The following is an 18,060-nucleotide window of genomic DNA, read 5'->3' as shown; positions in this document are numbered from 1 at the left end:
CGCCCCGTGTGAATCGCGCGCACCCGCCGGGGCGCCGCGCACGCTCCCGGCGGCCGGCCCCGCGTAGTCCACTGGACGCGGCCCTTCTCACAAGGCCCCGCGCGGGACGGCGGCTCTCCCCCGCGAAACGGGCCGCCGACCCCGTTCCTCCCGCCCTCGGTCGGCGGCCCAGAGAGAAGGACGCCCCCGCCCGCTCGGCGGAGGCCAGGTCACGGAGCGCCCGGGACGGTACCGGCCGGGGCGGGGCGTCCGCGAGAAGACGGCCCCGGTGGACATCGGGGCCGCCGCCGTCCGCCGGGCTATCCCTGGTCCGCCACGAAGGACGCCATCCGGGTCAGCGCCGCGTTCCAGTTGATCGCGGTCTCGTTCGTCGACCAGGACTGGATGTCGTCGATGTAGCAGAACTGACCGACACAGCCCTGGAGTCTGCTCTGCGCGTACGGGTCCTGGATCGCGGAGTTGGGACCGCCCGCGAGGGTGCCGGCCGGTGGGTCGGGAAGGGCCGGGTCCAGTTCGCGGGCGTACCAACGGCTGTGCTGGTGGTGGGAGTTGACCTCGCCGTATCCGGTCACGTAGGAGATGTTCAGCGCGTTGCGGCCCAGGATGTAGTCCATGCTCTGCACCGCGCCGTCGCGGTACTTCGCGGCGCCGGTGACGTCGTAGGCGGTGGCGAGGACGACCGCGTTGTTGAGTACCTGGTGGCTGGAGCCCCAGTCGTAGCGGTTGCCGTCAGGGGCGTAGGGCATGCCGTAGGGCTGTCCCGCGAGCGTGGCGAGGTAGCCGTCGGCGGCGCGGACGACCGAACGGCGGCCCTTGTCCCGGCCGGGGAGGGCGCTGGGCACCGTGGCGAGGTCCAGGCGTCCCGCCGCGGCCGTCCGGCTCCAGTCGAGGCCGAGGGGCCCGAAGATGTCGGCGGTGTGCAGCGGGGAGCCGAGGACGTGGTCCGCGAACTGCTTCTCGCCGGTGGTGAGATACAGCTCCGCGGCCGCCCAGTAGAACTCGTCGCTCGCGTCGGAGTCCGCGTAGGCGCCGCCTCCGGTGGCGTCGCTCTCCGGGGCGTACACGTCGGGGTGGGCGAGCGCCGCCGCCCAGGCGGTACGGGCGGCCGCCAGGGCCTTCGCGGCGAACCGGCGGTCGTAGGGCCGGTACAGCCGGGCGGCCTGCGCGGCCGTCGCCGCGAGGTTCAGGGTCGCCGTGGTGCTCGGCGGGTGCAGCTCGCGCTGCTGCGGGTCGTCGCTCGGCAGCAGCGGGAGGCCGGTCCACTGCGCGTCGTGCACCTTGTGGTGGACCATGCCGGCCGCCGGCTGCCCGGCGGGCACCTGCATCTTCAGCAGGAACTCCAGCTCCCAGCGGGCCTCGTCGAGGATGTCGGGCACCTTGTTGCCGCTCTCGGGGATGGCGAGGGTGTCGTCGCCCAGCTTCGCGGGGTGACCGGTGCGGGCCAGCAGGGACCGTTCGTAGGTGCTGAGCAGCTCCCAGGTGGCGATGCCGCCGTTGACCACGTACTTGCCGTGGTCGCCGGCGTCGTACCAGCCGCCGGAGACGTCGAGGCGGTGGTCGCAGCCGCCGGGAACGCACGGCACGTCCAGGTCGCCCCGGTTGGGCGCGGCGTCGAGGTGGCCGGCGGGCCGGCCGTAGCCGGGGCGCAGGTCGTCGCGGATCGCGATGCCGCTGCGCTGGGTGTAGTAGTACTTCACGGCGTCCAGGCGCAGTCGTTCGTAGGCGCTCGTGCCGATGCCGAAGGGGCGGCTCGTCTCACCGTCGGCGAGCAGGGTGAAGCCGTCGCCGCGGCCTCGGTAGCCGCCGAAGTCGATCGAGTGGACGTTCTGTCCGGAGGAGGCGTCCGTGCCGCGGGGCACGGTCCGGCCGTGGGCGACCACGGCGCCCCGTCCGTTCTTCAGCCGCCAGGGCAGCGGGGAGGTGGCGGCGGTGACCAGGGTCGCGTTCTTCGGGCCGGCGGGCAGGTAGGCGACCTGGTTGACGCGCACCCGCGGGCCGGTGTCCGGCTCGTACACCTCGGGCGGTACGCCGCCGAGCAGGGACACGTCGTCCATGCACAGGTGCCAGGCGTCGGCGCCGCCGCCTGCCTGCAGGGCGACCTGGCCCTGCGTGGTGTCGACGGGCGAGGTGAAGGTGTAGGAGTACGCGTCGCCCGACACGCTCAACTGGGGGGTGACCTCGAAGTAGGTGTCGTACGGCGCCACCGACAGGCCCACGATCGCGCGGACCGGGTGGCCGGCGGGCGAGCCGCTCGCGGTGAACGCGAACCGGTAGGACTCCCCCTTCACCAGGGTGATGTCGTTCTGGCCGACGGCGGCGTCCCAGCGGTTGGCGGTGCCGCCCGGCACGTCCGCGCACAGCTGCCCGTCGGACAGGCCGGCGGTGACGTTGGGCGTGGTCCACCAGGGGGCGGTGGTGGTGTCGAAGGTGCCGTTCACGACCTGCTCGGTCTCCGCCGCGGCGGCCGGTCCGGATGGCAGCGCGGTGAGGGCCGCGCCCAGCAGGGCCGCCAGGGCGGCCAGCACGGGGGTTCTGCGTCGTTGCACGTCTGGGCTCCTCTGGGGGAGGTGCGGGTGACGCTCCCGTGGGAGCGCTCCCAGATGCGGACGCGGCCCATGTTTGTTGCAGGCATGACACCCCGTCAACGGTCCGGACGGGACTGGTTGCCGTCCGGACCGCCGACCTGGCCGCTCGGCCCGCTCAGGCCGCTCAGCCGCTCAGGCCTCTCAGCCCGCCGGGATCTCCAGTCGGCTGACGCGCACCGCCCCGTCGGCCTCGCCCGGCCGGGCGCTGGTGAACGTCAGCCGCAGCCGTGAGCCGCGTACCGCGTCGAAGGTCAGCACCGTCGGGGCGTCCGAGGCGGTGGCCCAGTCGACGGCCGCCCCGGTGACCGGCACGTACCGGTGTCCGTCCCACACGGCGGCCTCGACCGAGGCGGGCCGGCTGTGCGTGGCGTCGACGGTGAAGGAGATCTCGGCCCGGCCGACGCTCCGGGTCCGTCCCCAGTCGACGGACACCCAGTCCGCGGGCCGGGCGCCGGCGAACGCGGGCAGCAGCGCGGTGGCCGCCTTGGCGAAGGCGTTGGACCAGCCGGTGGCCGGGTCGCCGTCGAGCATCGCGGCCGGCAGGGTGTCGGGCCGGCCGGAGTAGCCGGCGTCCGCGCGGGGGTGGTCCGCCGGCGCCGGAGGGTCCGGCTCGAACACGGCCGCGGGCGTCACGGCGGCCGAACGGGCGGGCGTGGTCCGTACGGTCACGGTGGCCGCCCGCAGCCCCTCCGCGCGGGCCGACACCTTCAGGCCACCCGGCGCGGTGCCCGACCGCACGATGGCGAGCGCCCTGCCGTGGAAGGCGGTGCGCGTGCTCGCCTGGTAGCGCTCGGCGCTCTCCTGGCGGCCGTTGTCGACTCCCGCGAGACAACCGCCCGTCACCGCGAAGGAGATGAGGTCCTCGGCGTCGGGCACCGGCACCCCGTGGGCGTCGACGACCTCGGCGGTCACGAAGAGCAGCGAACGGCCGTCCGCGGGCAGGGCGGTTCGGTCGGCGGTCAGCCGTACGGCGTGCGCGGCCCCGGCGGTGCGCAGCACGTCGGTGGCCACCACCTTGCCGCCCCGGCGCGCCACGGCCTTCAACTCGCCCTTGGAGAACGGCACGTGCCAGGTGAGGTGGAGCTTGCCCGCGCTGCCGTTGGGGCTGGTGTAACTGCCGGGGTGGGGGCCGTCGGTGAAGGTCTTGTCGTCGCCGGTGGCCTCGGTGGTCTCCAGGTACCTACGGCCGTCGACGGTCTGCTTGGTGTCGAAGGTCCGGGTGCCCAGGGAGGTGCCGTCGAGGAACAGCTCGACGGTGTCGACGTTGCTGTAGGCCCACACCTCGACCGTGTCGCCCGGCTCGTGGTTCCAGGTCATGGGCACCAGGTGGACCATGGGCCGCGCGGTCCACTGGCTGCGGAAGAGGTGGTACATGTCCTTGGGGAACCCGGCGGTGTCCACCGCGCCGAAGAAGGACGCCTTCACCGGGAACACGTCGTACGGCGTGGGCTCGCCGATGTAGTCGATGCCCGACCACAGGAACTGCCCGGCGAACCACTTCCGGTCCCGGTCCTTCTTGTGCCCGTACTCGCCGCTCATGGTCCAGGAGGCGAGGTTGTTGTCGTAGGACGAGGTGGCGCGTCTGCCCGGGGTGTGGTTCTCGCCGGTGTTGAGGTGCTGCGGCTCCTGGTAGGCGCCCCGTGTCGAGGTCTCCGACGACGACTCCGACTCGAAGAGGAACAGGTGCGGGTAGGCCTGGTGCAGGGCGTCCACGGACTTGGCCGTGTTGTAGTTGAGGCCGAGGCCGTCCAGCTTGGCCAGCATCAGGTCCGCCGCCGAGCCCTTCGCGGGCGGCCGGCGGTACTTGTCGGAGCCGATGACGAGCGGGCGGGTGTCGTCGGCGGCACGGATCGCGGCGATGATCCGGTCGGCCATGGCGAGTCCGGCGGTGGAGGTGGAGTCCGGGATCTCGTTGCCGATGGACCACAGCACCACGGCGGGCGAGTTGCGGGCCGCGAGCACCATCTCGGTCGCGTCCCGCTCGCACCACTCGTCGAAGAACCGCCCGTAGTCGTACCGCGTCTTGCCGGTGCGCCAGCAGTCGAACGCCTCCACCATCATCACGATGCCGAGTTCCTCGCAGACCTGGACCATCTCCGGGGAGGGCGGGTTGTGGGAGGTGCGGAAGGCGTTGACGCCCATGGACTTCATGAGGGTCATCTGTCTGCGGACGGCGTCGGTGCTGACCGCCGCGCCGAGCGCGCCCAGGTCGTGGTGCAGGTCGACGCCCCGGATCTTGACGTGGACACCGTTGAGGTGGAAGCCCTCGTCCGGGTCGAAGCGGAAGGTGCGGATGCCGAAGGGGGTGCGGCAGGTGTCCACGGTCCGGCCGCCGACGCGCAGTTCGGTCTCCAGGGTGTAACGGCAGGGATCGGCGAAGTCCCACAACCGGGGCCGCGCAACGACGAGTTCGTGGGTCTCGGTCGCCCGGTCGCCGACGTCCACCGTGGTGGCGGTACGGCCCACGGTGCGGCCGTGCGGACCCCTGATCCGCGACCTGATCTCGACCGGGCCCGGTGTGCCGGACTCGTTCACCACACAGGTCCGCACCCGGACCACGGCCCGCTCGCCGGTGACCTCCGGCGTCGTGACCTGGATGCCCCAGCGCTCCACGTGCACCGGGTCGGTCACCACCAGGCGGGCCTCGCGGTAGATGCCGCTGCCCGAGTACCAGCGGCTGCTGGGCAGCCGGTTCTGCACGCGGACCGCGATGACGTTCTCGGTGGTGCCGTCGGTGTGCAGCAGGGCGGTGAGATCGAAGGCGAAGCCGGTGTAGCCGTAGGGGTGGTGGCCCACCTCGGTGCCGTTGCAGTGGACGGTGGAGTCCATGTACACACCGTCGAACTCCACGGAGATCCGCCGGCCGGCCAGGGCGGGCGGCAGGGTGAACGCGAGGCGGTACCAGCCGAGGCCACCGGGGAAGAAGCCGGTGCCGCTGGTGGTGCCGTGCTCGGTGGTCGGGGTCTGCTCGATGCTCCAGTCGTGCGGGACGGCGACCTCGCGCCAGCCCGAGTCGTCGTACTCCGGGGCCGCGGCGCCCGCGTAGGCGCCGGTCGGGTCGGTGATCCCGCCCGGGTCGACCAGCGCGAAGCGCCAGCCGTCGCGCAGCGCGACCGTGCTGCGGCCGCCCGGGTCCGCACCGGCGGCGGACGCGGCGTGCGCGCCCAGGAGCGTGCCGGCCGCGGGAGCGGCCGTGGAGGCGATCAGGACCGATCTGCGCGTGACCGTCATGGCGGCTCTCCCTCATCAGGGACCTACAGGGATCTTCGGAAACCTTCAGGAGCCATCGACCCCCACCGGGAACCAGAAGCAATCACAACTCATCGCGAACAAACAGATTCTGACGGTGTGCCACGCGCGGCCGTCAAGGGTGCGGAGCACCGCTTCTGTCCCGGACGCCACAACGGCCGAAATTCCCCCTTGACCGGGTGATGCTCGCCGCACACCGCACGCACAGGGTTCACCGAACGCGCGGGTGCACGACCCACTACGCTGGTGCCCAGGTGACGCGCCTGTTCACTGTGAGTGCGCGATGGAGTGGCGAGGATGAGCCTGGAGTACCCGTTCGATGAAGCCGCGACCGCGCGGGCCGTCGTGGACGACGACGGCGTACTCGTCGAGTGGAGCGCGGGCGCACGGCGCCTGCTGGGCTGGTCCGCCGCCGACGTCGTGGGCCGTCCGGCCGCCCGGCTCCTGGCCGACGGTGACCACCGCGCGGACGGCGTGCCCGGCGGACGCCGTTGGGACGGAGTCCTCACCCTGCGTCACCACAACGGCGGCACGGAGACCGTGTGGCTGCTCGCCCACCGCAGACCGCCCGCCGACGGGGTCCCCGGCAGCTGGCTCCTGCTCACCCCCTTGGAGGGCGACGGCCCGCGCGCACCCGACGACCTGCTGGAGACCGCCGCGCTCGTCCAGTCCCCCTGCGCCCTGGCGATCTACGACGACCGGCTGAGGCTGCGCAGGATCAACGCGGCCATGGAGGAGATCATCGGGCTCCCGGAGGAGCGGGTGCGGGGACTGCGCCTGCCCGAGATGAGCGGCAGACCCCAGACGGCGGAGAGCGAACGGCATCTGCACGAGGTGCTCACCAGTGGCCGGGGACACGACGTGCGGACGTATGTGGAGGTGGGCGGCGACAACGGCGTCAACGCCTGGCTGGCCCGCATGGCGCCGGTCCTCGACCCGGCGGGGCGGGTCCTGGGCGTGAGCGTCACGGTGCACGACTTCACCGAGCAGCACCTGGCGCGCGAGCGGCTCCAGCTCGTCAACGAGGCGAGCGTCCGCATCGGTACCACCCTCGACGTCACCCGGACGGCCCAGGAACTGGCCGACGTCTGCGTGCCCGCCCTCGCCGACTTCGTCAGCATCGACCTGCTGGACCCCGCCGAGCCCGGCGGCGACCCCTTCAGCGGCCCGCCCACGCTGCCGGTCCGCCTGCGCCGGTCCGCACACCGGTCGGTCAACCCGGGCGCCCCCGAGGCCGTGGCCCAGCTCGGCCAGGTGGACGTCTACCCCGCCTCCTCGCCGCAGGCCGACTCGCTGCTGGCGGGACACACCATCGTGGCGTCCACCGACACCGACGACCTCACCGAATGGCTCTCCTGGGACAAGGCACGCGCCCAGCGGATCAAGGAGTACGGCATCCACTCGACGATGTCGGTGCCGATCCGGGCCCGCGGCCTGACCCTCGGGGTCGCCGTCCTCACCCGCTTCCGGCGCCCCGGCACCTTCACCCCCGACGACGTGCTGCTCGCGGAGGAGGTCACCGCCCGCGCCGCCGTGTGCATCGACAACGCCCGCCGCTACTCCCGCGAGCGGGAGACGGCCCTGGCCCTGCAGCGCAGTCTGCTGCCCCGGACCCTGCCGCGCACGGCCGCCGTCGAGGCGGCCTCGCGCTATCTGCCGGCCGCGCGAGCCGGCGTGGGCGGCGACTGGTTCGACGTGATCCCGCTGTCGGGCATGCGGGTGGCCATGGTCGTCGGTGACGTCGTCGGCCGGGGCGTCCAGGCCTCGGCGACCATGGGCCGGCTGCGCACCGCCGTACGCACCCTGGCCGACATCGACCTGGCCCCCGACGAACTGCTCACCCACCTCGACGACCTCGTCGTACGGCTGTCCGCGGAGGCCGGCAGCGAGGTCAGCCCCGGCGAGGTCGGCGCGAGCTGCCTCTACGCGGTGTACGACCCGGTGTCGCGGCGCTGCACGCTGGCCCGGGCCGGACATCCCGCGCCGCTGATGACGCGCCCCGGGGGGCGGCCGGAACAGGTCGAGCTGCCCCCGGGGCCGGCCCTGGGCCTGGGCGGGCTGCCGTTCGAGTCGGCCGAGTTCGAGCTGCCCGAGGGGACCGTGCTGTCCCTCTACACCGACGGGCTCACCGAGGCCCGGGAGCGGGAGGCAGGCGACAGCATCGAACTGCTCCGTACGTCTCTCGCGCCCCCCGCCGGCTCACTCGACGAGATCTGCGACCGGGTACTGCACGCGCTGCTCCCGCAGGGCGGCGCCGCCGACGACGTGGCCCTGCTGCTGGCCCGCACCCGGGGACTGCCGCCCTCGCAGGTGGCGACCTGGGACATCCCGGCCGACCCGGCGCTCGTCTCCCCCATCCGCAAGCAGGTCGTCGATCAGCTCGGCAGATGGTCGCTGAGCGAGGCGTCGTTCACGGCGGAGCTGGTGGTCAGCGAGCTGGTGACGAACGCGATCCGCTACGGCTCCCACCCCATCCGGCTGCGGCTCATCCACGACGCGACCACCCTGATCTGTGAAGTGTCCGACACCAGCCACACCGCCCCACACCTGCGCCGCGCCAAGACCTTCGACGAGGGCGGCCGCGGTCTGCTGCTGGTCGCCCAGCTCACTGAGCGCTGGGGCAGCCGGCACACGTCCGACGGCAAGACGATCTGGGCCGAGATCGCCCTCCTCGAGGAGTGAGCCGCGACACCGGCCGCGCGGGTATCGGATCGGCGCGGGCGGGGCACCAGTCGTCGTAGACGTGTGCCGGGACCCCGGCACGGCCGCGGCAGGCGGCGGACCGGCCAGGAGTGGGAGCGACATGGCGAAGACGTCACCGCGCGTGCACCGGGCGGGCCTCCTCACGGGCGTGGTCGCTGTCCTGGGTCTGCTGACCGGCTGCGGCGGCGGGAGCGACGACGGTGACGTGAGCGCCGCGAGCACGCCACCGGCGTCGGCCCCTGCGAGCACGAGTGCGTCCGCGTCCGCCGACGGCGGTGGCGGTGACCCGACCGAGTCGGGGACCGCCACGAGCGGCACGCCCTCGGTTACCGGGTCAGCCTCCGCCTCCCGCTGCCACACCTCGGAACTGCGCGCGTCCGTCGGCCGGAACAACCCGGGCGCCGGGCAGGAGAACTTCCCCCTGGTGCTGACCAACACCGCCCACCGGACCTGCACCCTGCGCGGCTACCCGGGCGCCGCCTTCCTCGACGCGTCGGGCGGACGGCTGGGGCCGGACCCGAAGCGGTCCGAGGGCACCCCGAGCACCGTCGCGCTCGCCCCGGGCGACAGCGCGTGGGCGGGGATGTCCTTCGCCAACCCCGAGGTCAGCGAGGCGCGCTCGGCCACGCCCGCGGCCGTGCTGGTGACCCCGCCGGACGAGCGGGACCCGCTGAAGGTGGCCTGGACGGGCGGTCCGGTACCCGTCGCGGGCAACGCGTCGACGGTCGTCCTGACGGTGTTCGACGCCGGCACCGGCTCCTGACACCCGCCGGACACGGCGGGACGCCTCGCTGAGTTCTTACCGCGGCCTGCTTTGATGGCCGGGGACCACCTGCTCGACGTACGAAGGACCAGCCCTGAACACCGCGCTCGCCGAAGCCCTGTCCGTGGCGCTCCTCGTCGCCGTCCTCGCCTGGGCCGTGGTGCGGCCCTTCGGCTGGCCCGAGGCCGTGGTGGCCGTGCCCGCCGCGGGGGTGGCCGTGGTGTCCGGGGTGATCTCCCTGGACCACGTCCGCGCGGAGGCCGAGCAGCTCGGACCGGTGATCGGCTTCCTCGCCGCCGTGCTGGTGCTGGCCCACTTCTGCGATGTCGAGGGGCTCTTCCAGGCGTGCGGCGCGTGGATGGCCCGCCGCGCGGCCGGTTCCCCGACCCGCCTGCTGACCTCGGTGTTCGTACTGGCCTCGGTGATCACCGCGGTCCTCAGCCTGGACGCCACGGTGGTGCTGCTGACGCCGGTGGTGTTCGCCACCGCCACCCGCATGGGGGTGCGGGCCCGCCCGCACGTCTACGCCTGCGCGCACCTGTCGAACTCGGCCTCGCTGCTGCTGCCCGTCTCCAACCTCACCAACCTGCTGGCGTTCGCGGCGAGCGGGCTGAGCTTCACCCGGTTCGCGGCCCTCATGGTGCTGCCCTGGCTGGTCGCGATCGGAGCGGAGTACGCGATCTTCCGGCGATTCTTCCGCCGGGACCTGACGGCGTCCGACCACTCCCCCGCCCCCGTCGACACACCCCCGCTGCCCCTGTTCGCGCTCGTCACCGTGGGCTGCACGCTCGCCGGCTTCGTGGTGGCGTCGGCGGTGGGCGTCGACCCGGCCTGGGCCGCGGCGGCCGGGGCGCTGGTGCTGGCCGGACGCGCCCTGGTGCGGCGGCGGGCCACACCGCTCACGGTGGTGCGGGCGGCGGCCCCGTCGTTCCTGGCGTTCGTGCTCGCGCTCGGGATCGTGGTGCGGGCGGTGGTCGACAACGGGCTCGCCGACGCGCTGCGGCACGTGCTGCCGGAGGGGACCGGCCTGGTCGCGCTGCTCGGCATCGCCGCGCTCGCCGCCGTACTGGCGAACCTGATCAACAACCTGCCCGCGGTACTGGTGCTGCTGCCGCTGACCGCGGCAGCCGGGCCGGGCGCGGTCCTCGCGGTGCTGCTCGGAGTGAACCTCGGCCCGAACCTGACCTATGCCGGGTCGCTGGCCACCCTGCTGTGGCGGCGCATCGTGCACGGGCACGGACACGGCGTCGACCTCAAGGAGTTCACCGGGCTGGGCCTGCTCGCGGTGCCGGCCTCCCTGCTCGCCGCCGTCCTCGCGCTGTGGGCGTCGCTCCAGGTCCTCGGGACCTGAGCGTCCTTGGACCTGAGCGTCCTCGGGACCTGAGCGGCCTCGGGACCTGAGCGGCCGTCTGCGGTCAGCGGCCTCCGCCGCCGTAGCCACCGCCGTACCCGTACCCGCCGCCGTATCCGCCGCCATAGCCGCCGCCGTACCCCGGTTGGCCGTTCGACGAGCAGAAGTACCCGTAGCAAGGAGCGCCGGTGGAGGCGGAGGCCGTCGGCGTCGGCGTCGAGGGCTGCGCGGACGGGGTCGCGGAGGGCTTCGGCGCGGCCTTCTTCACGGACTCGGGCGTGGGGGTGACGACCGGCGCCGACGAGGTGACGCCGTTCGCGTCCCAGTTGACCACCTTCATCTGGAGGTCGGTCTTGGACGTGTCGAACACCCAGTGCTGCTCGGTGCCGTCGTCGCGGTTCTTCACGACCAGCGCGCCGCCGCCGTCGGTGGCGGCCGGGGCCAGGGCCAGGTCCTGGTTCCAGCGCGGCACGAGCGTGCCCTGGAGCGTGAAGTCGTAGCGGATGCTCTTGGCGGCCGTCCTGCCGCCCGTGCACGGGGCGAGACGCACCGAGTAGCCGAGGTGCGAGTCCAGGCACAGGCCGGGGTCCGCGATGCTGCGCAGCAGTCCGTCGGTCTCGTACGACCACTGCTGGCCCGCCGCCGAGGTGCAGTCGGTGAGTTCGGCCTCGGCGCCGGTGACGGCCTTCTTGCCGACGACGCCGACGCAGAGGCCCGAGGCGACGTTGTGCAGCCTGCCCTGGAGGTCGCCCTTCGCGGCCTCCGCGGCGCCGGCCCAGGTGGGTCTGCCGCTCGCGGTGCCCGCCTTGGCGCCGGTGGCGTCCGAGGGCTTGGTCCCGCCGCTCGGTGAGGAGCCGCCGGAGGGGGAGAGCGCCGACCACAGGACCAGGGGCAGCACGATCAGCGCGCTCACCGTCAGGGCCGCGGCGGCGACGTTGCGGCGGCGCGCGGCGGCGCGGCGGGCGGCCTTGTGGGCCGAGCGGCGGGAGCCGTGGCGCGGGCCGGAGGGGACGGTGGGGAACGCCTCGCCGGGGAAGGCGGGCCGTGCGGCTCCGGCCGCGTCCGCGAGGTCCTCGGGGCTGCCGGCCCTGGCCTCGACGTAGGCGCGGGCGCCCCAGCCGAGCACCGCCTCGGCGAGTGCGGTGCCGAGGTCGCCGTTGAACTGGTCGAGCTGGTCGGCGGTGTGACGGCAGTGCCTGCACCGGTCGAGGTGGGCGCGCAGGTCCTGGTCGAGGTCCACGCCGCCACGCCGGTAGGTGACGTCCAGCAGCCGCAGATAGTGCCGGCACTCCTGCTCGGGGGCCAGCTCACGGTGGACCTGGAGGCACTCGTCGCGCAGCCGCTCGCGGGCCCGGCGCAGTTCGACGGCCGCGTCCTCCTCGCCGAGGCCGAGCAGCGCGGCGGGCACGGAGAGCGGTTCGGACTCCACCTCGGTGTGCCACAGCACGCAGCGCGCCGACTGCGGCAGCCGCTGGAACGCCCCCGACAGCAGGCGCCGGCCGGCCGGCGGCAGCAGCCGGGCCGCCAGGCGGTCGCCGCCGCCCTCCGCCCGCAGCTCCTGGTGGAGTCCCTCGCGCCGGTGGTCGCCGTCCCATTCGGCGGCTATGCGGCGCACGGTGACCAGCAGTTGGGGCCGCCAGGCGGCCGTCGGCCCGTTGTGGCGCAGTGACTCGCCGAAGAGCCGGGTGAAGGCCGCGGTGGTGAGCATGCCGGCGGGGCGGGGGCCGTCGGTGCACAGCCGGGCGTAGGCGAAGGCCGCTTCCCAGTGCCGGTCGAGGAGTTCACCGACCGGTTGCAGCGCGGGCGTCGTCCCCGTCCACTTCTTGAGCTCCGCGCTCAGTTCCTCGTCCGTGGCGTCGGACGGGCGGGCGGGAGTCGGGGAATTCGACAGGCCTGCGTCATTCACAGCGGCATTCCTCCCGAGGGCATGCGACATAAAGTCCATACCAATGGGTATGCGGACCTGTCGAGGATGCGACGGGTCCTTGCGTACAGGATTCGGCATCTCGAACGCCCGCCTGGGGCGGCTCTTTTGAAGCGCGGGGGGCGAACGGGAGGAGCCTCGCGCGCACGGCGGAAAAGTACTGGCCCGTGCGCCGACAACGCACACCTTTACACAGGTCAGCGGGATGGAACAAGCGGTCCCCCGGTTTTGCGCAATGCGCGGGGACCGGAGATGTTCGACAAAGCGTCAATACGGCCCGGGAATCGAATGCCGTTGTATCGGGCCGGTAATCGGAAACGTTATCCAGGCGGGTTCGCGCCACCTCGGCCGAAACCATTGCACGGGCCCCGCACCGCAGGTCAGACCGGCTCACCGGGCCTCGCCCCAACCATTGGGCGGCGGCCCGGTGTCCGCGGTATGCCCGGTTCAGTGGCCGGCGACGGGACGCACGGTGTAGGGCCGCGCCAGCTCCTCGATCTCCTTTTCGCCGAGCCGCAGTTCGACGGCGGCCACCGCGTCCTCGATGTGCCCCGGCCGGCCCGCGCCGACGATCGGCGCCGCCACCGTGTCCTGGTGCAGCAGCCAGGCGAGGGCGACCTGGGCGCGCGGGACGCCCCGGTCCGCGGCGATACGGGTGACGGCCTCGACGACGGTCCGGTCCCCCTCCTGGTAGAGCCGGCTGCCGAAGTCGTCGCGCGCGCTGCGCTCGGTGACGGTGTCCCAGTCCCGGGTGAGGCGGCCGCGGGCGAGCGGGCTCCAGGGCAGCACGCCGACGCCCTGGTCCGCGCACAGCGGCAGCATCTCGCGCTCCTCCTCGCGGTAGAGGAGGTTGTAGTGGTTCTGCATGGACACGAACTTCGTCCAGCCGTGCCGCTCGGCGGTGTACTGCATCTTGGAGAACTGCCAGGCGTACATGGAACTCGCCCCGATGTAGCGCACCTTTCCCGCCTTCACCAGGTCGTGCAGCGCCTCCATCGTCTCCTCGACCGGGGTGTGCGGGTCGAAGCGGTGGATCTGGTAGAGGTCGACGTGGTCCGTGCCGAGGCGGCCGAGGCTGTGGTCGATCTCGGTCATGATCGCCTTGCGGGACAGGCCGCCGCCGTTGGGCCCGGGGCGCATCCGGCCGTGCACCTTCGTCGCGAGCACGATCTCGTCGCGGTCGGCGAAGTCGCGGAGCGCCTTGCCGACGATCTCCTCGCTGGTGCCGTCGGAGTAGACGTTCGCGGTGTCGAAGAAGGTGATGCCGGCCTCCAGCGCCTGCCGGATCAGCGGACGCGAGGCCTCCTCGTCGAGGGTCCACTCGTGCGTGCCGCGGTCGGGCAGGCCGTAGGACATGCAGCCCAGACAGATCCGCGACACGTCCAGGCCCGTCGAACCGAGCTTCACGTACTGCATCGTTGCTGCTCCTGCCTTCGGGGGGATGTGCCCGCGAGCCTACGGCGCGGCCGGGTGCGGGTCTCCCGCGTCCGGTCGGGCACACCTGCCCGCCCACGGCGTTTTCTCGCGCTCCCGGCGGCCGCCCGCCTCACCCGAGCAGATCCAGCGCCCGTGCCCAGCCGAAGTCCGGCCGCCCGCCGTCCGCCGCCGGCTCGCCCGAGTACGGCTCGCCGAACCGGACACCCATCCCGCGCAGCCGTATCAGGCTGTCCTGGTAGGCGGGATGGGCGGCCAGCGCGCCGGACACGCACGGCAGGACGGCGACGGGAACACCCAGTCCGTACGCCTCGCACAGGGTGGCCACGGCGAGGGTGTCTGCCAGGCCGGCCGCCCACTTGTTGACCGTGTTGAAGGTCGCCGGGGCGGCCACGACGGCGTCCGGGGGCGGGAAGGGGCGCGGATCGCCGGGCGTGCGCCACGCGGAGCGGACGGGCCGGCCGGTCCGCTCCTGGACGGCGGCGACATCGAGGAACCCGCCGGCCAGGGCGACGGGCGTCGCGAACACGCCGACGTCCCAGCCGTCCTGGTGGGCCGCGGTGATCAGCTCGCCGACGTCCGCGGCGATGCCCGCGGCGCAGACGACGACGTAGAGGAAGGGCTTCGCGTCCGGAGTGCTCACGCGGGAACCCTATGCGCGGCCGGACCGGCCCAGGAGCTGTCCGGCCGGTCGCGGCGCAGACGCCAGGTGGGGCAGGCCCCGCCGCCTTCCTCCACCCTGGTCGGCCTGACAGCTCCAAGTGCCGTGACCGGAAAGGTTCACCGTCTCGCGACGCCCGGCACGGCACTCCCCCAGCCTTCGGCCGGGGGTACCCCCACGCCGCGTTGTCGCATCACCCGGGTACATCCAGTACGCGGGCGATGCTCCGCCTCGCGACGCACCGCACCGGACGCCGCGAGCTTCCCGGCAAACCTTTCCGGTCACGGCACTAGCCGGACACGGTGATGGCCCTGACCGGGCAGGCTCTGGCGGCCTCCCGCAGCATCGGGTCGCGGGGCGGGTCCTGGCCGCCGGGCAGCAGGGCGCTGAGGCCGTCGTCGTCCTGGGTGAAGACGCCCGGGGCGGTCAGCGCGCACTGGCCGGCGCCGATGCAGGCGTCCCTGTCGATGTCGATGTGCACGGCCGGGGCCTCCTACCAGGTCACGGGGAGCTCCAGCATCCCCTGGATGGTGTCGCCGGGCTTGAAGGGGATCTCCTGCGCCGGGGCGGCCAGGCGCAGCGCGGGCAGCCGGGTGAGGAGGGTGCGCAGGGCGATCTCCAGTTCGGCTCGGGCCAGGTTCTGGCCCAGGCACTGGTGGATGCCGAAGCCGAACGCGACGTGATGGCGGGCCGGCCGGTGCCAGTCGAGGGAGTCCGGGTCGGGGTAGGCGTCCTCGTCGCGGTTGATCACCGAGGTGGCGAAGACCACGGCGTCCCCTGCGCGGATCGTCGCGCCGCCCGCCTCGATGTCCTCGGTGGCCGTCCGCAGCAGCCCGTCGGCGATCGACAGCATCCGCATCAGCTCCTCGACCGCGGCGGGCAGCAGCGCGGGGTCGGCCCGCAGTTCGCCGAGCCGTTCGGGGTGCCGCAGCAGGGTGTAGGTGCCGAGGGAGATCATGTTGGCGGTCGTCTCGTGTCCGGCGACCAGCAGGATGGTCGCCAGCGAGACGACCTCGGCGCGCTCCAGCGTGCCCTTCCGCAGCCGCTGGTGGACGAGTTCGTCCAGCAGGCCGTCGCCCGGCTCCGGCTGCTTCTGCTTGTGGTCGATCAGCTCCTCGAAGTAGGCGGTCAGCCGGTCCCGCGCGTCCAGGGTGTCGGCGCCCGTCGGGCCGCGAAGGAGCCGGCGGGTCTCCCCCTCGAAGAACGCGTGGTCGGCGTAGGGCACACCGAGCAGCGCGCAGATCACCATCGACGGCACGGGCAGCGCGAAGGCCGGCACGAGGTCGGCGGGCGGCCCCTGCGCGATCATCGCGTCGAGCCGCTCGTCCACGATGCGCTGGATCTCCGGACGCATCGCGGTTGCCTTCTTGAGGGTGAAGGCCGGGATCATCATCCGGCGCTGGTCGCGGTGCACGGGATCGTCCACGCCGAGCAGGGCGACCTTCCGGTTGCGGGCGGCGGCGAAGCGCTCGGTGGTCGCCGGGAAGCCGGGGCGGGTGCGGTCGGTGGACAGCCGCTGGTCGGCCAGCAGGGCGCGGGCGACGGCGTGTCCGCTGACCAGCCAGGCCGGACGGCCGTCGTAGAGCGCGATCCGGGTCAGCGGGCGGTCGGTGCGCAGCGGGTCGTAGGCGGCCGGCGGGTGGTAGGGACAGGTCCGGTCCTGGGGGTAGGCGACGGGTTCCGTTTCCGTCATGGCAGACCTCGCAGACGAAGGGTGCGTCGTGCAGATCCTCATTAGATGCCCGGGGCATCTATGAGGGGACGCGATGTTCGGCCAGATCGGTGGCGCGGGCGATCTGGCCGGGGGTCGCCGCTTCCGCGGAAATACGGTTGTGACGGCACGGCTTTCGGCAGCAGGATCTGGCCATGTCCACGAACCCCGCCCCGCTGCTGCCGACCGCCGTCGTCACCGGTCCGGTGCGCGGCCGACAGCAGGCCGGCCGACCGCGAGGGCCGATGCCGCCGCGGTCATGACCGCCGCGCTCCTCGCGGGACTGCTCGCGGGCTACGGCATCGCCGTGCCGGTCGGCGCGGTCGCGACCTACCTCGTCTCCCTCACCGCCCGCACGTCCCTGCGCACCGGCGTCTGCGCCGCCCTCGGAGTGGCGACCGCCGACGGGCTGTACGCCCTGGTGGCGTGCGTCGGAGGGTCCGCCCTGGCCCCCGTGCTGCGGCCGTTCCTGGACCCGCTGCGCTGGGCGTCCGCCGCGGTGCTGCTCGCGCTGGCGACCCGGGGCGCGAGCACGGCCGTACGCCGGTATCGCCACCACCGCACGGCCACGCGGACCGATCCGCCGCCGCCGGGCCCGGCGCGGGCGTACGGCGGGCTGCTCGCCCTCACCCTGCTCAATCCCACGACGGTGGTCTACTTCGCGGCCCTGGTGCTCGGCACCCGCTCCGCCGGCTCGGAACGGCCGCTGGAGCAGGGCGTGTTCGTCCTCGCGGCCTTCGCGGCGTCCGCGAGCTGGCAGGTGAGCCTCGCCGGGAGCGGCGCCCTGCTCGGCCGGGCACTCACCGGACGCCGGGGACGGCTGGTCACGGCGCTGGTGTCGAGCGGAGTGATCGCGGCGCTGGCCGTACGGATGACGGTGGCGCCCTCGTGAGGCCGTGCGCCTGGCGGAATGCGGGCGCCCGGTTTCGGCCGCCCGGCGGGCGGTGGCCGAAGTGGCGGGTGTCGAACTGCGTCAGGGCGGTACGGATGAATCATGGACGTGCCGGTGTTGCCACCGGTGCGAGCCGACCGGAACACATGACGATGGGACGGATGCCATGCCTCTCGAGGGCGAGTACGAACCCAGTCCGACGCAGTGGGTGCGTGACCAGGTGGAGCTGTACGAGAGCTCCGGAGGCACCGAGGGAACGACCCTCATGGACACGGGCCTGCCGGTGATCGTGCTGACGACACTGGGCACCAAGAGCGGCAAGATCCGCAAGACGCCGCTGATGCGCGTGGAGCACGAGGGCCGGTACGCCGTCGTCGCCTCGCTGGGTGGGGCGCCCAAGCACCCCGTGTGGTACTTCAACATCAAGTCGAACCCGCTGGTCGAGCTCCAGGACGGCCCGGTGAAGCGGGACATGACGGCCCGTGAGGTCACCGGCGCGGAGAAGGACGAGTGGTGGGCGCGTGCCGTCGAGGCATACCCGACCTACGTCGACTACCAGAAGAACACCGACCGGGAGATCCCGGTCTTCGTGCTCGAACCGGTCGACGGGAGCTGACCGGGCGCCGGCCGGTCCGGGCGCCGTGCGACACGGGCCGGGACCGGTCCGGCGGAACGCCGGACCGGCCGGTGCGGCGCAAGGCGGAGGAGGGCGAGCAGCAGGCCCTGTTCGACGAGGAGGCGGCGCTGTACCGCGAGTAGGACGACGATCAGGGTCGCGGTGCAGCCG

The 18,060-nt window shown here is 73.3% G+C and carries 13 protein-coding genes; 5 read left to right on the top strand and 8 right to left on the bottom strand.

Annotated elements, in window-relative coordinates; genetic code table 11:
- Positions 1-299: 299 nt before the first annotated feature.
- Together ABZT03_RS25765 and ABZT03_RS25760 are read right to left on the bottom strand one after the other, a co-directional pair.
- The gene (locus tag ABZT03_RS25765) at positions 300-2,546 is read right to left on the bottom strand and encodes a glycoside hydrolase family 9 protein (RefSeq protein ID WP_356043092.1); all 2,247 of its coding nucleotides are present in this window, start codon (positions 2,544-2,546) and stop codon (positions 300-302) included.
- A 180-nt stretch (positions 2,547-2,726) separates the two neighbouring features.
- A complete protein-coding gene (locus ABZT03_RS25760) occupies positions 2,727-5,816 on the bottom strand; it encodes a glycoside hydrolase family 2 TIM barrel-domain containing protein (RefSeq protein ID WP_356043089.1) in 3,090 nt (1,029 codons plus the stop codon).
- Positions 5,817-6,131: 315 nt separating this feature from the next.
- Here ABZT03_RS25760 and ABZT03_RS25755 point away from each other — a divergent pair, with 315 nt between their 5' ends.
- From ABZT03_RS25755 to ABZT03_RS25745, 3 genes are all read left to right on the top strand, one after another.
- The gene (locus ABZT03_RS25755; protein WP_356043087.1) at positions 6,132-8,516 is read left to right on the top strand and encodes a SpoIIE family protein phosphatase; all 2,385 of its coding nucleotides are present in this window, start codon (positions 6,132-6,134) and stop codon (positions 8,514-8,516) included.
- Between the two features lie 121 nt (positions 8,517-8,637).
- Complete coding sequence (locus tag ABZT03_RS25750; RefSeq protein ID WP_356043084.1) at positions 8,638-9,300, top strand: DUF4232 domain-containing protein; 663 nt, start codon at positions 8,638-8,640, stop codon at positions 9,298-9,300.
- A 94-nt stretch (positions 9,301-9,394) separates the two neighbouring features.
- On the top strand, positions 9,395-10,651 hold the full coding sequence (locus ABZT03_RS25745; protein WP_356043188.1) for an SLC13 family permease: 1,257 nt from the start codon (positions 9,395-9,397) through the stop codon (positions 10,649-10,651).
- 64 nt (positions 10,652-10,715) lie between these two features.
- Here the strand turns inward: ABZT03_RS25745 and ABZT03_RS25740 are convergent, their stop codons facing one another.
- The 5 genes from ABZT03_RS25740 to ABZT03_RS25720 all read right to left on the bottom strand — a co-directional run bounded on the left by ABZT03_RS25740 (position 10,716) and on the right by ABZT03_RS25720 (position 16,363).
- Positions 10,716-12,557, bottom strand: coding sequence for an RICIN domain-containing protein (locus ABZT03_RS25740; RefSeq protein ID WP_356043083.1), 1,842 nt, complete (start codon positions 12,555-12,557; stop codon positions 10,716-10,718).
- Between the two features lie 465 nt (positions 12,558-13,022).
- On the bottom strand, positions 13,023-13,991 hold the full coding sequence (locus ABZT03_RS25735; RefSeq protein ID WP_356043080.1) for an aldo/keto reductase: 969 nt from the start codon (positions 13,989-13,991) through the stop codon (positions 13,023-13,025).
- 130 nt (positions 13,992-14,121) lie between these two features.
- On the bottom strand, positions 14,122-14,652 hold the full coding sequence (locus ABZT03_RS25730; RefSeq protein WP_356043078.1) for a flavoprotein: 531 nt from the start codon (positions 14,650-14,652) through the stop codon (positions 14,122-14,124).
- A gap of 307 nt (positions 14,653-14,959) precedes the next feature.
- Complete coding sequence (locus ABZT03_RS25725; protein ID WP_356043075.1) at positions 14,960-15,151, bottom strand: ferredoxin; 192 nt, start codon at positions 15,149-15,151, stop codon at positions 14,960-14,962.
- Positions 15,152-15,163: 12 nt separating this feature from the next.
- Positions 15,164-16,363, bottom strand: coding sequence for a cytochrome P450 (locus tag ABZT03_RS25720; protein ID WP_356043073.1), 1,200 nt, complete (start codon positions 16,361-16,363; stop codon positions 15,164-15,166).
- Between the two features lie 277 nt (positions 16,364-16,640).
- On the opposite strand from ABZT03_RS25720, the gene ABZT03_RS25715 reads away from it, so the two are divergent.
- Entirely contained in the window at positions 16,641-17,273 is a 633-nt protein-coding gene (locus ABZT03_RS25715) for a LysE family transporter (RefSeq protein WP_356043071.1), read from the top strand.
- A 166-nt stretch (positions 17,274-17,439) separates the two neighbouring features.
- A complete protein-coding gene (locus tag ABZT03_RS25710) occupies positions 17,440-17,889 on the top strand; it encodes a nitroreductase family deazaflavin-dependent oxidoreductase (protein ID WP_356043068.1) in 450 nt (149 codons plus the stop codon).
- Here ABZT03_RS25710 and ABZT03_RS25705 read toward each other — a convergent pair.
- On the bottom strand, positions 17,826-18,060 hold a 235-nt coding region (locus tag ABZT03_RS25705), incomplete at its 5' end, for a hypothetical protein (protein WP_356043065.1). The genes ABZT03_RS25710 and ABZT03_RS25705 overlap by 64 nt on opposite strands.

Origin of the sequence: Streptomyces sp. NPDC005574 (genome assembly GCF_040605435.1) — a bacterium.
Classification (GTDB): domain Bacteria; phylum Actinomycetota; class Actinomycetes; order Streptomycetales; family Streptomycetaceae; genus Streptomyces.
Note: the sequence above shows the minus strand (reverse complement) of the source record. Positions and strands in the feature narration are given on the sequence as shown.

Bases quoted from the DNA above. Each gene is read 5' to 3' on its own strand.
- ABZT03_RS25760 (WP_356043089.1), bottom strand. From the start codon at position 5,816: ATGACGGTCACGCGCAGATCGGTCCTGATCGCCTCCACGGCCGCTCCC.
- ABZT03_RS25755 (WP_356043087.1), top strand. From the start codon at position 6,132: ATGAGCCTGGAGTACCCGTTCGATGAAGCCGCGACCGCGCGGGCCGTC.
- ABZT03_RS25750 (WP_356043084.1), top strand. From the start codon at position 8,638: ATGGCGAAGACGTCACCGCGCGTGCACCGGGCGGGCCTCCTCACGGGC.
- ABZT03_RS25735 (WP_356043080.1), bottom strand. From the start codon at position 13,991: ATGCAGTACGTGAAGCTCGGTTCGACGGGCCTGGACGTGTCGCGGATC.
- ABZT03_RS25720 (WP_356043073.1), bottom strand. From the start codon at position 16,363: ATGACGGAAACGGAACCCGTCGCCTACCCCCAGGACCGGACCTGTCCC.
- ABZT03_RS25715 (WP_356043071.1), top strand. From the start codon at position 16,641: ATGACCGCCGCGCTCCTCGCGGGACTGCTCGCGGGCTACGGCATCGCC.
- ABZT03_RS25710 (WP_356043068.1), top strand. From the start codon at position 17,440: ATGCCTCTCGAGGGCGAGTACGAACCCAGTCCGACGCAGTGGGTGCGT.